The 13991-nt window shown below is 69.6% G+C and carries 16 protein-coding genes; 12 read left to right on the forward strand and 4 right to left on the reverse strand.

Annotated features, from left to right (window positions below; translation table 11 throughout):
* The first annotated feature begins 82 nt into the window (after window positions 1–82).
* Entirely contained in the window at window positions 83–1816 is a 1734-nt protein-coding gene (locus ACYQ78_RS30260; protein ID WP_459804363.1) for a bifunctional metallophosphatase/5'-nucleotidase, read from the forward strand.
* 59 nt (window positions 1817–1875) lie between these two features.
* Here ACYQ78_RS30260 and ACYQ78_RS30265 read toward each other — a convergent pair whose 3' ends face one another.
* Window positions 1876–2589 carry a winged helix-turn-helix transcriptional regulator gene (locus tag ACYQ78_RS30265; RefSeq protein WP_459804364.1) on the reverse strand — a complete coding sequence of 238 codons (714 nt, stop codon included), beginning with the start codon at window positions 2587–2589 and terminating at the stop codon, window positions 1876–1878.
* 269 nt (window positions 2590–2858) lie between these two features.
* Between ACYQ78_RS30265 and ACYQ78_RS30270 the strand changes: the two genes are divergently transcribed.
* Genes ACYQ78_RS30270 through ACYQ78_RS30310 form a run of 9 tightly spaced genes read left to right on the forward strand, consistent with a single transcriptional unit; the run spans window position 2859 to window position 7489 of the window.
* The gene (locus ACYQ78_RS30270) at window positions 2859–3107 is read left to right on the forward strand and encodes a MoaD/ThiS family protein (protein WP_459804365.1); all 249 of its coding nucleotides are present in this window, start codon (window positions 2859–2861) and stop codon (window positions 3105–3107) included.
* 35 nt (window positions 3108–3142) lie between these two features.
* The gene (locus ACYQ78_RS30275; RefSeq protein ID WP_459804366.1) at window positions 3143–3832 is read left to right on the forward strand and encodes an LmeA family phospholipid-binding protein; all 690 of its coding nucleotides are present in this window, start codon (window positions 3143–3145) and stop codon (window positions 3830–3832) included.
* Between the two features lie 31 nt (window positions 3833–3863).
* Complete coding sequence (locus ACYQ78_RS30280) at window positions 3864–4370, forward strand: sigma-70 family RNA polymerase sigma factor (protein ID WP_459804367.1); 507 nt, start codon at window positions 3864–3866, stop codon at window positions 4368–4370.
* Window positions 4367–5299: an anti-sigma factor family protein gene (locus ACYQ78_RS30285; protein ID WP_459804368.1), complete on the forward strand. Its 933-nt coding sequence runs from the start codon at window positions 4367–4369 to the stop codon at window positions 5297–5299. Before ACYQ78_RS30280 ends, ACYQ78_RS30285 begins: the two co-directional genes overlap by 4 nt.
* Window positions 5300–5340: 41 nt before the next feature.
* Window positions 5341–5748, forward strand: a complete 408-nt coding sequence (locus tag ACYQ78_RS30290; protein ID WP_459804369.1) for a TlpA family protein disulfide reductase — start codon at window positions 5341–5343, stop codon at window positions 5746–5748.
* 47 nt (window positions 5749–5795) lie between these two features.
* Window positions 5796–5879, forward strand: coding sequence for a putative leader peptide (locus ACYQ78_RS30295; protein ID WP_369408764.1), 84 nt, complete (start codon window positions 5796–5798; stop codon window positions 5877–5879).
* Between the two features lie 58 nt (window positions 5880–5937).
* On the forward strand, window positions 5938–6351 hold the full coding sequence (locus ACYQ78_RS30300) for a DUF4395 domain-containing protein (RefSeq protein WP_459804370.1): 414 nt from the start codon (window positions 5938–5940) through the stop codon (window positions 6349–6351).
* Window positions 6348–7187 carry a sulfurtransferase gene (locus ACYQ78_RS30305; RefSeq protein WP_459804371.1) on the forward strand — a complete coding sequence of 280 codons (840 nt, stop codon included), beginning with the start codon at window positions 6348–6350 and terminating at the stop codon, window positions 7185–7187. The genes ACYQ78_RS30300 and ACYQ78_RS30305 overlap by 4 nt, the downstream gene beginning before the upstream one ends.
* Window positions 7184–7489, forward strand: coding sequence for a DUF1416 domain-containing protein (locus ACYQ78_RS30310; protein WP_459804372.1), 306 nt, complete (start codon window positions 7184–7186; stop codon window positions 7487–7489). Before ACYQ78_RS30305 ends, ACYQ78_RS30310 begins: the two co-directional genes overlap by 4 nt.
* Window positions 7490–7531: 42 nt before the next feature.
* Here ACYQ78_RS30310 and ACYQ78_RS30315 read toward each other — a convergent pair whose 3' ends face one another.
* The 3 genes from ACYQ78_RS30315 to ACYQ78_RS30325 all read right to left on the reverse strand — a co-directional run bounded on the left by ACYQ78_RS30315 (window position 7532) and on the right by ACYQ78_RS30325 (window position 8784).
* Window positions 7532–7972 carry a MarR family winged helix-turn-helix transcriptional regulator gene (locus ACYQ78_RS30315; RefSeq protein ID WP_459804373.1) on the reverse strand — a complete coding sequence of 147 codons (441 nt, stop codon included), beginning with the start codon at window positions 7970–7972 and terminating at the stop codon, window positions 7532–7534.
* A gap of 114 nt (window positions 7973–8086) precedes the next feature.
* On the reverse strand, window positions 8087–8467 hold the full coding sequence (locus ACYQ78_RS30320; RefSeq protein ID WP_459804374.1) for a hypothetical protein: 381 nt from the start codon (window positions 8465–8467) through the stop codon (window positions 8087–8089).
* Window positions 8464–8784, reverse strand: a complete 321-nt coding sequence (locus tag ACYQ78_RS30325) for a hypothetical protein (protein ID WP_459804375.1) — start codon at window positions 8782–8784, stop codon at window positions 8464–8466. Before ACYQ78_RS30325 ends, ACYQ78_RS30320 begins: the two co-directional genes overlap by 4 nt.
* Window positions 8785–8941: 157 nt before the next feature.
* Between ACYQ78_RS30325 and ACYQ78_RS30330 the strand changes: the two genes are divergently transcribed.
* Together ACYQ78_RS30330 and ACYQ78_RS30335 are read left to right on the forward strand one after the other, a co-directional pair.
* Window positions 8942–10855, forward strand: a complete 1914-nt coding sequence (locus tag ACYQ78_RS30330) for a hypothetical protein (protein WP_459804376.1) — start codon at window positions 8942–8944, stop codon at window positions 10853–10855.
* 85 nt (window positions 10856–10940) lie between these two features.
* A complete protein-coding gene (locus ACYQ78_RS30335; RefSeq protein ID WP_459804377.1) occupies window positions 10941–13982 on the forward strand; it encodes an ATP-binding protein in 3042 nt (1013 codons plus the stop codon).
* Window positions 13983–13991 lie beyond the last annotated feature (9 nt).

Genomic DNA, 13991 nt, shown 5'->3' on the forward strand with positions numbered 1-13991 from the left:
CAAATCCCGCCAGGTGTCGCTACGGGGAATCGTTACCTTTGAGCCATTGGCTGGCCAGGTGGTCACTCTAGGCTCAATGACCATGACCCCTGCTTCCCTCAAGAGACTCGCCGTGGCCACGGTCGCCACGGCGGGTGCGATAGCTCTCGCGATCGGCCCCGCGGGTGCGAGCGCGTCCGGCAAGGACAAGAAGGACGAGCTGATTCCGATCCGGATTCTCTCGATCAACGACCTGCACGGCAACCTGGAGCCCCCGACGGGCTCCAGCGGCCGCATCGCCGACGAGACCGGCACCATCGTCGACGGCGCGGGCGGCGCCGCCTACCTCGCCACCTACGTCAAGCAGCAGCGCAACCGCGACACCGTCCTCGTCGCGGCCGGTGACCTGATCGGCGCCTCGCCGCTGCTGTCGGCCGCTTTCCACGACGAGCCGACCGCCGCCTTCCTCGACTCGCTCGAGCTGGCCACCTCCAGCGCCGGTAACCACGAGTTCGACGAGGGTTACGCCGAGCTCAAGCGCATCATGGAGGGCAAGTGCCACCCGGTCGACGGGTGCTCGCCCGCCGGCAAGTGGAAGGGCACCGACTTCGAGTTCATCGCGGCCAACGTGATCGACAAGAAGAAGAACAAGGACGCCCTCTCGCCCTACTACGTGGAACGCATCAACGGCGAGAAGGTCGCGTTCATCGGCCTGGTCACCAAGACCACCCCGTCGATCGTGACCGCGTCCGGCATCGCCGGGCTCGAGTTCACCGACGAGGTCGCCGCCGCCAACCGCACCTCCGAGTACCTCCGCGACGTCAAGGGCATCAAGGCCCAGGTCGTCCTGGTCCACGAGGGTGACCAGGTCACCCCGAACCAGAGCCCCGACGCCTGCCCGATCACCAAGGGCCCCGGCTCGCGGATCGCCGAGGGCATCGACCCCGAGATCGACGTCGTCATCAGCGGTCACTCGCACCAGGCCTACATCTGCCAGGCCATCGACCCGGCCGGCCAGACCCGGGTCTACACGCAGGGCTCGTCGTTCGGCCGCGTGCTGACCCAGATCGACTTCAAGATCAACAAGGCGACCGGCGACATCGTCCGGTCCTCGGTCGTCGCCGACAACACCGTCGTGCGCCGCACCGTCACGCCCGACCCGGCCACCGTGTCGTTCATCAACGACTGGAAGGCCCGCGTCGCGACCGTCGCCAACAAGAAGGTCGGCGACATCACCGCCGACATCAACAACACCGCGGTCGCCTCGGGTGAGTCCCCCCTGGGCAACCTGATCGCCGACTCGCAGCTCGAGTCCGCCAAGACCGGCGGCAACGCCGAGATCGCCCTGATGAACCCGGGCGGCGTGCGGGCGAACCTCACCTACGCCAGCTCGCCCGTCGGCGAGGGCGCGGGTGTGACCACCTACGGCGAGCTGTTCACCGTTCAGCCGTTCAACAACCTCGTGCAGGTCGTCACGCTGACCGGCGCCCAGCTCAAGACGGTTCTGGAGCAGCAGTGGGTGGGTGGCCCGAACAACCAGGCCTTCACCAAGATCCTGCAGCCGTCGTCCAACTTCACCTACTCCTACAGCAACAGCGCCGCCTGGGGCTCGAAGGTGTCGAACATCAAGATCGACGGCGTGCCGGTGACCCCGACGCAGTCGATCCGTGTCGCGGCCAACAACTTCCTCGTCGGCGGCGGTGACGCCTTCCTCGGCTTCACCGCGGGCACCGACCTGTGGAGCGGCGCGCTCGACATCGACGCGTTCGAGGCCTACTTCGTGGCGCACTCCCCGATCGCGCCCCCGGTCGCGAACCACATCACCGTTCTGCCGTAGCGAACAGGAAAGCCCCCGGTCAACGACGACCGGGGGCTTTTCCCATGCTGTGACATGTCTCAGCGGCGAGCGGCTTCCAGCTCCTGGGCCATCTCGTTGCCACGGTCGGGCACGAAGCGGTAGCCGACGTTGCGGACCGTGCCGATCAGGGCCTCGTACTCGGCGCCCAGCTTGGCGCGCAGGCGCCGCACGTGGACGTCGACGGTGCGGGTGCCGCCGAAGTAGTCGTAACCCCAGACCTCCTGGAGGAGCTGGGCTCGGGTGAAGACCCGGCCCGGGTGCTGGGCCAGGTACTTGAGCAGCTCGAACTCCTTGAAGGTGAGGTCGAGCGCCCGGCCGCGCAGACGCGCGGTGTAGGTCGCCTCGTCGATCGCCAGATCGCCGCTGCGGATCTCGTCGGGCACCTCCTCGGCGGCGGCGAGCGACAGCTTGCCGATCGCCATCCGGAGGCGGGCCTCGACCTCGGCCGGGCCGGCGGTGTCGAGGATCACGTCATCTGCGCCCCACTCGGCGGTCATCGCCGCGAGGCCGCCCTCGGTCACGATGACCAGGAGCGGGCAGTCGATTCCGGTGGTCCGCAGCAGCCGGCACAGGCTCTTGGCCTGCACGAGCTCACGCCGCGCGTCGACCAGGATCGCGTCGGAGGGTGGGGCGTCGAGCAGTGCGGTCCCCTCGGCGGGGGCGACCCGGACCGAGTGGAGCAGCAGCCCGAGCGCCGGCAGAACTTCGGCGGACGGTTCCAGTGCGTTGGTCAGCAATAGCAAATTGCTCATGAGGCCTCCTCGCCAAACGGGCGGGCGTGCCGGGAGAGCACCGCGCTGTGCACGATCACAGGCTCGCCTCCTTCGATCCGCGTCAACGGCAGGGCCGTAGAAACACGTAAGGACCCGGGGGCTACGTCGCCCAGGTCCCGTTGCTCGTAGATTAGCCCACAGCAACTTTGCGTCCAATGTGCGTCCACCGTGTGAACAGCACTTCACGTGGAGAATCACCGTATCCAAACGCTCACTGTGAGTACGCGGAAATGGGGCTGGAGAGGCGTATGGCTAGGGGAACAGTGCGCTTTTGGGCCGCGGCGAAGGAAGCGGCGGGCGTCGGCGAGGAAACATTCGACGCGGAAACACTTGGCGAGCTTGTTACCAAAATCACAAGGACCGAGGCGCTGGCCAGAGTGCTGCCGCGCTGTTCGTTCCTGGTCGACGGCCACCCGGCCGGCACCCGCGACCCCGCCACGGTGATGCTCCCGGAAGGTGCCACCGTGGAGGTTCTGCCGCCGTTTGCCGGCGGATAGGCTGACCCGAAACCCCCCGGCCGACGGAGGATGCGGTGCGCAAGCTCGTGGTGGCGCTGCTCGTGCTCATCGTGTTGGCCGTGGTCCTCGACCGCGTGGCCGTCGCCGGTGTGCAGCGCGAGATCGCCAAGCAGATCCAGGCCAGTGCCGATCTCAACGTCCCGCCGACCGTCCAGGTCAACGGGGTGCCGTTCCTGACCCAGGCGATCAGCGGCCGCTACGAGGAGATCGCCATCGACATCGGTGACATCGAGCGCGAGGGGATCCGGCTCAGCGACGTCCAGGCGACCCTCTACGGCGTGAACGCGCCGCTGATGGATCTGATCCAGAACGCCTCGGGCACCGAGATCACCGCCGAGCGGGTCACCGGCACGGTCACCATCTCCGAGGAGACCCTCAACGCGCGGGCGCCGCGCGGCATCAAGATCGAGGGCGGCGGCGGCAACGGCACGGTCCGGGTCTCCGGCGAGGTGACCGCTCTGGGCAACAAGGTCCCGGTCACCGCCGACATGAAGGTCGCGGTCAAAGACGGCGTGCTGCGCCTCACCCCCGCCAAGGTGACGATCGCGGGCGGCTTCAACGTGCCCAACGCCGAGCGCCTGATCACCTTCACCGTCCCGGTGAAGGGACTCCCGCTCGACCTGGAGATCACCGAGGTCCGGTCGGCCCCGGGTGGCGGCCTGGCCATCGACGCGACGGCGACCGATGTCCCTCTTTCGCGGTGAACCGAAGCGCCGCCGGGTGCGTTCTGAGGATGTGAGCGCAGCCGGGACGGCCGACGAGGAACTCGTGAGGGCCCTCTTCGACGACCATGCCGGGCCGCTCTACGGTTACGTACTGCGATTGACCGGTGACCCGGGGAGGGCGGAGGACATCGTGCAGGAGACCATCCTCCGGGCCTGGAAGAACCCCATCGCCGACCGCCCGGTCCGGGCGTGGCTGTTCACCGTGGCCCGCAACCTGGTCGTCGACCAGGCCAGGGCGCGCAAGTCCCGCCCGCAGGAGACCGGCGACGAGGCGCTGGCGGTCCTCCCGGCCGCCGACGAACTCGACAAGGCCGTCGAGTCGTGGGCCATCGCCGACGCGCTGGCCTCGCTCCGGCCCGACCATCGTGAGGTCCTGCTGGCCGTCTACTACGGCGGCCAGTCGGTCAAGGAGGCCTCCGAGTCGCTCGGCATCCCGCCGGGCACCGTGAAATCGCGCACCTACTACGCGCTGCGCGCGCTCAAACTGGCGCTGGAGGAGCGGGGGCTCGCGCCGTGAACCACGACGACGTCAAGATCTCTCTGGGTGTGTACGTATTGGGCGCCCTCGACGCCCGCGAGACCGCCATGGTCGAGGCCCACCTCGACACCTGCGACGAGTGTCAGGCCGAACTGGCCGAGCTGTCCGGCCTGCCGCCGATGCTGGGCCGCGTGTCGGCCGCCGACGTCGAACACGCCGCGACCCCGCCCCGGGCGGTCCTCGACCGCCTGCTGGCCGACTCGGCCAGGCGCCACCGGCGCCTCAAGATCACCCGCATGATGCTGGGCCTGGCCGCGACCGTCGCGATCGTGACCTGGGGCGGCGTGAGCGTCCTCAACACCGCGTCCGAATCGCCGGCCATGACCGCCGCCGGAGGCGCTCCGGAAGCAGCCCCGGCCGCCAGCGCCGCGGCCCGGGCTCCCGGCTACACCGCGGCCGACACCCCCGATGCGGCGGCGGAAGACGGCGCGAACAGCGCCGCGGCGGGCACCGGCCCGTCCGAGATCAAGATCGAGTCCGCCGAACCGCCGGCCGCCCCGTCGAAGGCGCCCAGGGTCACCCAGGCTCCGAAGGCCACGACCGACGCGCCCGCCGACGCCACCCAGCCCGGCGACGAGGCGGTCACCAAGATGGTCGCCGAGCCCGTCACCGTCGAAGGTCATCGGGGCAAGGTCACGCTGCGCCTCGACCTGACGCCCGGCGAGGGCGGCACCGAGGTCGCCGCCACCATGACCGGCGTGCCCGTCGACACCACGTGCCAGCTGTTCGCGATCCCGCGCCAGGGCCCCGACACCCCGGTCGCGAGCTGGGACGTCAAGGCGGGCGGCGCCTACGAAGACGGCACCGCCACCTTCACCGGCTCGACCTCACTGGCGATCGCCGAGATCGCCCGGTTCGAGCTGCGCGCCGCCAACGGCACCCGGCTCATCACCATTCCCGTCGGCTGACCCGGGAATGAACCCGGGGCTCCCGGTGGTTGCCCCCGACGATGACCGGTTTCGTCGTGCTCGCGGTGACGCTCGCGGCGGGGACCTTAGCGGGGTTCCTGCTGAAGGCGCGCGCGGGCGCGTTCCGTGAGAGAGACGGCGCGATGGATCTTGGTGAGCCGCTCGGAGAGCGGGCCACGCTCGTCCAGTTCTCGACCGCGTTCTGCCAGCCGTGCCGGGCGACCCGGCGGGTGCTCGCGGAGGTCGCGGAGATGGTGCCCGGCGTCCGTCATGTCGAGATCGACGCCGAATCGAGACTTGATCTCGTACGCGCCCACGACGTGATGAGAACGCCCACGGTTTTCGTCCTGGACAAAGACGGAAGAATCGTGAAAAAGGCATCTGGCCAGCCCAGGAAGGCCGACGTCATCGCGGCGCTCGCTCTGGCCGTGGACAATCCGTCTCAGTAAGCGGACGGCATGTGACAGATGGCGAGACGAAAGGTACTGTCGCTCTCATGACTCCCACGACAGAGAAGCTCACGAAGCGACGGGCGGTTGACTTCTGCCGCGTCGCGACGGCTCTCTGTCGCATGGCCTGAGGGTGATTCCAGCGGCATTCACCGCCGCAGTCACGAAACCCATCAGGAGCATCCGACGATGCAAGTCGATCCCCGAGGCCCTCGCTTCGGCGCGGCCGTCACCACTCTGGTTCTCGCGATAGTCCTCGTCACGGGGAGCGCCTGGTTATTGGCGCTCCAGGCGATCGTCTTCGCGTTCGGCGCTTTCGGCCATCCGCCCTACGGGCTCTTCTTCAAGAAGTTCGTCAGGCCCCGGCTCGGACCGCCGTCAGAACTGGAAGACGCACGTCCGCCCCAGTTCGCGCAGGGCGTGGGCATCTTCTTCAGCGTCGTCGGCCTGATCGGTTTCTCCTCCGGAATCATTCCTCTGGCCCTGGGTGCGACAGCAGCGGCACTGCTGGCCGCCTTCCTCAACGCCGCCTTCGGCTTGTGCCTGGGCTGCGAAATGTATCTGCTCATCCGCCGTCTACAACCTGGGAGAAATTACTCATGAGCCGCTCCGCTGCTCTGGTCGACGCTGACTGGGTCGAGGCCAACCTCGACACGCCGGGTGTCGTCCTCGTCGAGGTCGACGAAGACACCAGCGCCTACGACAAGGGTCACATCCGCGGCGCCGTCAAGATCGACTGGCGCGACGACCTGCAGGACCCGGTCCGTCGCGACTTCGTCGACAAGGCCGGCTTCGAGGCGCTGCTCTCGTCGCGCGGCATCGGCAACGACGACACCGTGGTCCTCTACGGTGGCAACAACAACTGGTTCGCCTCCTACGCCTACTGGTACTTCAAGCTCTACGGCCACGAGAAGGTCCAGCTCCTCGACGGCGGCCGCAAGAAGTGGGAGCTCGACTCCCGCGAACTGGTGAAGGACGTCCCGAGCCGCGAGGCCACCACCTACACCGCCCAGGAGCAGGACGCCTCGATCCGCGCGTTCCGCGACGACGTCGTGGCCGCGATCGGCAAGCTCAACCTGGTCGACGTCCGTTCGCCCGACGAGTTCACCGGCAAGCTGCTGGCCCCGGCGCACCTTCCGCAGGAGCAGGCGCAGCGCGCCGGCCACGTGCCGACCGCCCGCAACATCCCGTGGAGCAAGGCCGCGAACGACGACGGCACCTTCCGTTCCGACGACGAGCTCAAGACCCTCTACGCCGACGCCGGGGTCGATTTCGGCAAGGACACCATCGCCTACTGCCGCATCGGCGAGCGTTCGGCGCACACCTGGTTCGTGCTGCACGAGCTGCTCGGCCAGGCCAACGTCAAGAACTACGACGGTTCGTGGACCGAATACGGCTCGCTCGTGGGCGTGCCGGTGGAGCTGGGAGAGGCCCGATGACCATTCAGACGCAGGGATGCGCCGCGCCCGAGCAGACCGTCGCGCTGCCGGCCGGGATCGATCTGTCCAAGCAGGCCGTGATCCAGGGCGTCGTGACCGGCGCCGGCACCGCCTACGCCCGCCTGCTCGACCACTCCGGTGAGTTCACCGGCGAGGTCGTCGTCTCCGACGAGGGCATCTTCCGCTTCTTCGCCGCCCCCGGTTCGTGGACCGTCCGCATCATCGCGGGCGGCGGCCGGACCAAGGACGTCGCGGTCGAGGCCAAGCTGGGCGAGGTCGCCCAGCTCGCCGTCGCCGTCTAGGTAGCGTTCCACCGAAGGGCCCGTTCCGCGTGAACGGGCCCTTCAGTGCTGTCCGGCCAGTTGTTCCAGCACGTCGATGAGCGCGTTGTGCTCCCCCGCGACCTTGAAGAACTCGTGGTCGACGTCCTCCACGACCGCGGCGGCCCGCTCGGCCAGCCCGCGGCCCTCGTCGGTGATCGCCAGCACCTTCTTGCGCATGTCGGCGGGGTCGTCCTCGCGCCCGAGCAGGCCCTTGACCTCCAGCACCCGCACGACCTGGCTGGTCATCATCACGTCGATGGTGGCGTGCTCGGCCAGTTCGCGCTGGCTGGGGCGGACGCCCTGACTGTCGAACCACCACAGGTCGACGAGGAGGGCGAACTGCACATGGGTCAGGCCCATCGTCTTCAGCGCCGTGGTGATCTCCCGCTGCCACCGAAGGGTCGCCCGCCACAGCAGGAAACCCGGGCTCCGGCCGGGGCCGGCGTCCCGTTCCGCACTCACTGTCTGAATCCCCGATCTACGACTTCAGGGAGTGTCCCACCTCGCCCCTCGCATACCCGTCGTTGACCAGCCCGGACGGCGGATCTTTGACCTTTAGGACGGACGGGCGCGGGGTCAGAAGAAGCGGCCCCAGCCCTTCTTCTTTTTCTCGGGCTCGGCCGGCCTCGGGGGAGGCGGCGGCTCCTCCTGGGCCGGAGGCGGGTCGGGGAACGGCGGATAGGGGTCGTGGAAGGCCGGCTGGGGCTGCGTGCGCGGCAGCGGGCGCCCGGCCGCGATGGCCGGGAAGGGCTGGGTCGAGTAGCCCTCGTCGTCCTCCTCGGGCGCCGGGGGAGGCGGGGGCGGCGGCCACACGAGAACGTCGCTGGGCGGAGCCAGCGGCGGGATGTAGGACGGAATCATCTGCGGGAGCGGTCCCGAATAGGTGATGTCGTCGATCTCGGTCGGCTGCGACGGCGGTGGGGAAAACCAGTCGCGTGGTGGCTCTTGCTGGTTCACGTGCCCTCCCGGGCCAGCGCGTTGTGCTCCACCGGCGCTTCGCCGCCGGTCAGCCCGAGATCAATCCGTACGTGCGCGGCGACGCCATTTTCGGTCAGGTCACCAACGTTGGTGACCTTGAGTACTAATTCCATCGGGTGCCGGCGGCCCTCGGCAAGGTCGTCCGGCTTGACGAACCGAGTCCGGCAGAGACTTCGATCTTCGGCCCGGCGTGGCCTGGGCGGGGAACCGGGCTGCTCATCGGTCACGGCGGTCACCCCGAGCCGGGACGCCGAAAGCAGCGCCACCACGGGCACGCGCACCGCTCGCCGACTCATGGCAATGGATGGTAGTACGCCCACACACGACCCATCCGCCGCAATCGTCCCTATCTTTGGTGGGAAACACGTCCGAATGGCGAGAACCCTGCCCTGACAGGGTAAGTAGCTCCTACGCTTTGACCCTACGACGAATACGGAGGGGCCAGGCGCGACCATGGGCAGGCTGACCGACGCGCACCCCGAGCACGCGGAGTTGCGCGCCGACCGCATCTACCTCGGGTGGCAGTACCTTCTGCTGCACCCCGATCCCGGCCCGCCGCCGAAACGCCCCCCGCGCGACGACGCCGAGTCACCCCCCGATCCCGGGCCCGAACTGCTGCGCGCCGAACGACTACAAGAAGACCTGTTGAACCGGCCGGTCAAGTTGTTGCGCAACGTCGTCGCCGGCCTCGCCGTGGTCGTCGCCGTGCTCGGGTTCGCCGGGGTGATCGGCTGGCCGTTCGTCGGCATGGGAGTGATCGTCGCCGCCGTGGTCTTCGGGGTCTGCTCCTTCGCGATCAACCAGGGCAACCGGGCGGTCCGGTTCCGCGTCCAGGAACGCCTCGCCCAGGCCGAGCGCGGCCGGGCCAAGCGCGAGCGCGAGAACGTCCGGCTCCAGGAGGAGCATGCCGAGCGCTACCGCGAGTGGGCCGAGCGCAAGGCCGTCTACGACAAGCAGATCAGCTGGTACGCCGTCGCCGTCCCCGACGCGATCGACCGCATCGACGTCGCCGGTGGCACGCTCCCCGGCTGGTCGGCCCTCATCACCCTGATCGGCGCCACCCGCCTCTACAGCGGCGGCCACCTGACCGTCCTCGACCTGTCCGAGGGGGTGATCGCCAAAGACCTGATCGAGCTCGCCCGGCGCGGCGGCGACGACCCGCTCGTCTGGGTGCTCCCCTCCGACCTGCCCAAGCTCGACCTCGGGGCGACCCTCAAGCCCGAGGCCTTCGCCGACGTCCTGGCCCACGTGGTCAGCGTCAGCGAGGAGACCAGCCGCGACATAGGGTTCGACAACGCGATCCTGGAGCGCGTCCTCGAAGTGCTCGGCGAGACCGCCACGATCAGCCAGGTCACCGCCGCGCTGCGGGCCCTGGCCCAGGTGGGCGACCCGCGCGACGACCTCAAGTCGGGGCAGCTGACCGCGACCCAGTTGGAACGCATCGGCACCCTCTTCGGCCGGGGCGTGGCCGACCGGGTCGTCATCGAACGCGCCTGGGCCCTCGAATCGCAGCTGCGCAAGCTGGAGACCCTGGGCGCCGACGCCGTGCGGCTGCCCCCGGCGCGCTTACGCGTGGTCAGCATGGACCGCCAGGCCGGGGTGTTCGGCAACCGGGTGCTCGGCACCTACGTGGCGACCGCGCTGACCCACATACTGCGGCAGTCCCCGGCGGGTGAGCGGCCCTGGCACCACACGATCATCGTGGCCGGGGCCGACAAGTTACGCGGCGACGTCCTCGACCGGCTCATGGACGCCTGTGAGACGTCCAAGACCGGCCTGGTCCTCACCTACCGTGCCCTGACCCCGACCGTCAGGGAGCGGCTCGGCAGAGGCCACGCGGCCGTCGCCTTCATGCGCCTCGGCAACGCCGAGGACGCCAGGGTCGCCAGCGAGCACGTCGGCACCGAACACCGCCTGGAGCTGGCCCAGCTGACCGAGTCGGTGAGTTCCGCCGTCAACGGGTCGCGGGGGAGTTACACGTCGACGGTGGGCGAAGGACGTACACACCAAGGAGCCCTCGCCGAAGGCGACCTGAAAGAGGGCATCACCGAGTCGACCGAGTGGGGGCGCAGCGCCGGTTCGGTCACCGAGGGCGTCATGCAGCGGTCGCGGGAGTTCCTGGTCGAGCCGCACCAGCTCCAGCAGCTCCCGACCACCTCGGTGATCGTCACCCACGCCACCGCCGAGGGCCGCGAGGTGCGGCTCGCCGACGCCAACCCGGCCATCCTGACCTTTCCGAAGACCACCCTGGAAGAGGTCAGGACCCTGGCCACCACCCCTCCCGTGGTCCCCGCCAAACCCGACGAAGAAGCACCGCCACCGAATCTCGGTCCGCCCCCACCCCGGCTTGACTGGCGCAAATCCTGAATGCGCCCCGGGTAAGGGGTTCGTCAACGGGGATGTGTGACCATGATCGGCAAAGGACCGTGAAAGCCTGGCAGAGAGGGGTCTCATGCAACCGTTCCCCCTGAGCGGGCCGTGGTATCGGATCCAGGCGATCACCGCTCCCTCGCGCACGTCGTCGGCCGAGTGGGATTTCGTCAACGTGCTGCCCGCCGTGCTGTCAGCGGCGCAGCGTGACCGGCCCTTCGTCATCGGCTGGCTGTCCCGGGGGTCCGGGGCGCCGCTCGAACTGATCACCAACGCAGGGCCGCTGACCCCGCCGCGCTCGCCGCGCCGGGCCGCCGTCTCGCCGATCGAGGTGGTGCCGACCGGGCCGCAGCCGCTGCTGTTCCCCGGTGGCGCCCGGGGCGTCGAGATCGGCGACGACTGGCTCGCCGACCTCGCCGATCTGGTGTGGACGCCGTGTCCGGGCCGTCAGGCCCCGCCGCTGAACGGGCGGCGCGAGCCGGAGCCCGACGAGCCGAAGCAGCCGACCCTGTTCGAGTCGACCCTGACCACGCTGATGTCGCGCCCGTTCGGCTGGGTAGTCGTCGCCGAGCCGACCGACCTGCTCGACGCCGAGGTCGCCCACCTGCGCACCCAGCTCAACGTGCTGCGCCAGTACGGCGACGCGTCAGAACGCTCCAGATACGACGCCGAGCGCGCCGAGCGCCGCATGCAGGAGCTCGACGCCTTCCGCGAGGCGGGCCTGTGGAACGTGCGCGTCCTGGCGGGCGCGGCGGGCCCCGAGGAGCTCCGCCAGATAGCGCCGGTATTGGTCGGTTCGGTGGAGATGAGCCACCACCCTTACCGCCTGCGCAGCGCGATGGCGGGCCCGGCCCGGCCGACCGCCCAGGAGCCCGTCTACAGCTTCACCGAGGCCCTCAACGTCAACTTCCAGGACCCGACCGACAGCGCCGCCGCGCCCTTCGCCGCCACGGCGGGCGCGCTCGCGGCACTGGCCGGGCTGCCCAGGCGTGAGGTTCCGGGTGTACGCGTCCTCGACGCCGGATTCTTCGACGTCACCAGCGAGGCCGACTCGACCGGCGGCGACATGCTCGACCTCGGGGCCATCGTCGACGGGCAGGACCGGGCGGTCGGCACCTTCCGGGTGCCGCTGGCGACGCTCAACCGGCACGCCTTCGTCACCGGCGCGACCGGCTCGGGCAAGTCGCAGACCGTGCGGCACCTGCTCGAACAGCTCACCAAGGCGGGCATCCCGTGGCTGGCCATCGAACCGGCCAAGTCCGAATACGCCGCCATGGCCGGGCGCATCGAGGGCCTGGCCCCGCTGACCGTGATCAACCCGTCGGCGCCGGGCGACGTGCCGTTCAGCGTCAACCCGCTGGCGCCCGAACCGGGCTATCCGGTGCAGGCCCACATCGACATGGTCCGGGCGCTGTTCATGGCCGCCTTCGACGCCGAGGAGCCGTTCCCGCAGATCATGTCGCTGGCCCTCCAGCGCGTCTACGAGGCCAACGGCTGGGACGTCGTCACCGGCGGCGGCATACCGGGCGCGGCGGTCCAGCCGCAGGTGCCGACGCTGGAGCAGCTCCAGCAGCACGCCCTGGAGGTCATCGAGGAGATCGGCTACGGCAACGAGGTCCAGGCCGACGTCGAGGGCTTCATCTCGCTGCGGCTGCGGTCGCTGCGGGTCGGCTCGGCCGGGCGGTTCTTCGAGGGCGGCCACCCCGCTGACATCGGCGGCCTGCTCCAGCGCAACGTGGTGCTCGCGATCGAGGACGTCGCCAACGACGAGGACAAGGCGTTCCTCATGGGCACCCTGATCATCCGCATCGTCGAGCACCTGCGGATGCGGGCCCGCCAGGAGAAGTCGCGGGGGCTCCAGCACGTCATCGTGATCGAGGAGGCCCACCGGCTGCTGCGCGACCGGGGTTCCCAGCGGGCCTCCACCCACGCGGTCGAGCTGCTCGCGGGCATGCTGGCCGAGATCCGCGCCTACGGCGAGGGCATCGTCGTGGCCGAGCAGATCCCCACCAAGCTCGTCTCGGACGTCGTCAAGAACACCGCTCTGAAGGTCGTGCACCGTCTTCCCGCCGAAGACGACAGGTTGCTCGTCGGTGCCGCCATGAACCTGTCGGAGGAACAGTCGCGCCAGGTCGTGTCGCTCCAGCCGGGCTTCGCGGCGGTCTTCGCCGACGGCATGGACCGGCCTCTGCGCATCCAGGTGCCGCTGGGGGAGGGCAGGGAGCAGGTGCGCCAGAGCCCGGCGCCGCCCATCAAGGGCCGCCGATCGGCCGCCTGCGGTCGAGAGTGCCGTACCGGAAAGGCCTGCACGCTCTTCGAGGTCCGCGAAGCGGACCTGCTCGCCGTCGCGCCCGAGTGGGCGTGGCTCCGGATCTGGACCGACACCGTGATCCTGTCGTTCGTCGCGAACCGGTCGCTGCCCGGCGTGCCGCGCATCCTGGCCGACATCTGGTCGGAACTGCCCACAAGGCGCCGCGAATGCCTGCTCGCGACGCTCGTGGAGCGCAGCGTCGCCCGCCGCGCCTGGTCGCTGCGCACCTGGTTCGACCCGACCCTGCTGACCGAGAAGGCCGCCGAGATCGCCGCCGGGCTGCTGGCCGGTTCGGGCGCCGGCGACAAGCCCGGCCCGGCGTGGGTGATCCCGCAGATCAGATGGCTGCACGAGGTCGACCGCCTGTTCCCCTACGGCCACCCGGCGCCCAACCTGCGCAGCCCCGCGCCGACCATGGAATACGCCCTTTTCGGTACGGACCCCTCAGGCCGCCCCTACCTGCACGCCGGCGTGAACGGGGGTGGCGTCGCGGTCGAGACCAGAACGGAACTTCTCGGACATCGGGCCAAGGCCCTGCGCCACCATCCGCTGTCGATGGAGGTCGACCGCAACCGCGCGCTGGCCTGGCGGGTGATCCTCGGCGACGACGAGCACGAGGGCATCCAGCGCGACATCTCGACCGTCGCGGTCGGTGTCGAGCCCCGGGAACGTATCCGGCATGTCGCCCACACAATGGGGGCGGCGTGGCTGGAAACCATCCTTTCCTGGCCGCGCCGGTTCGTTCTCCCGTTCGACGGCGACACCCCGGCCGAGCTGTCCTTCACCGACCCCGTCCCCGCCGAGCGCGGATAGGATCACCGA

Source organism: Herbidospora sp. RD11066 (genome assembly GCF_054661255.1).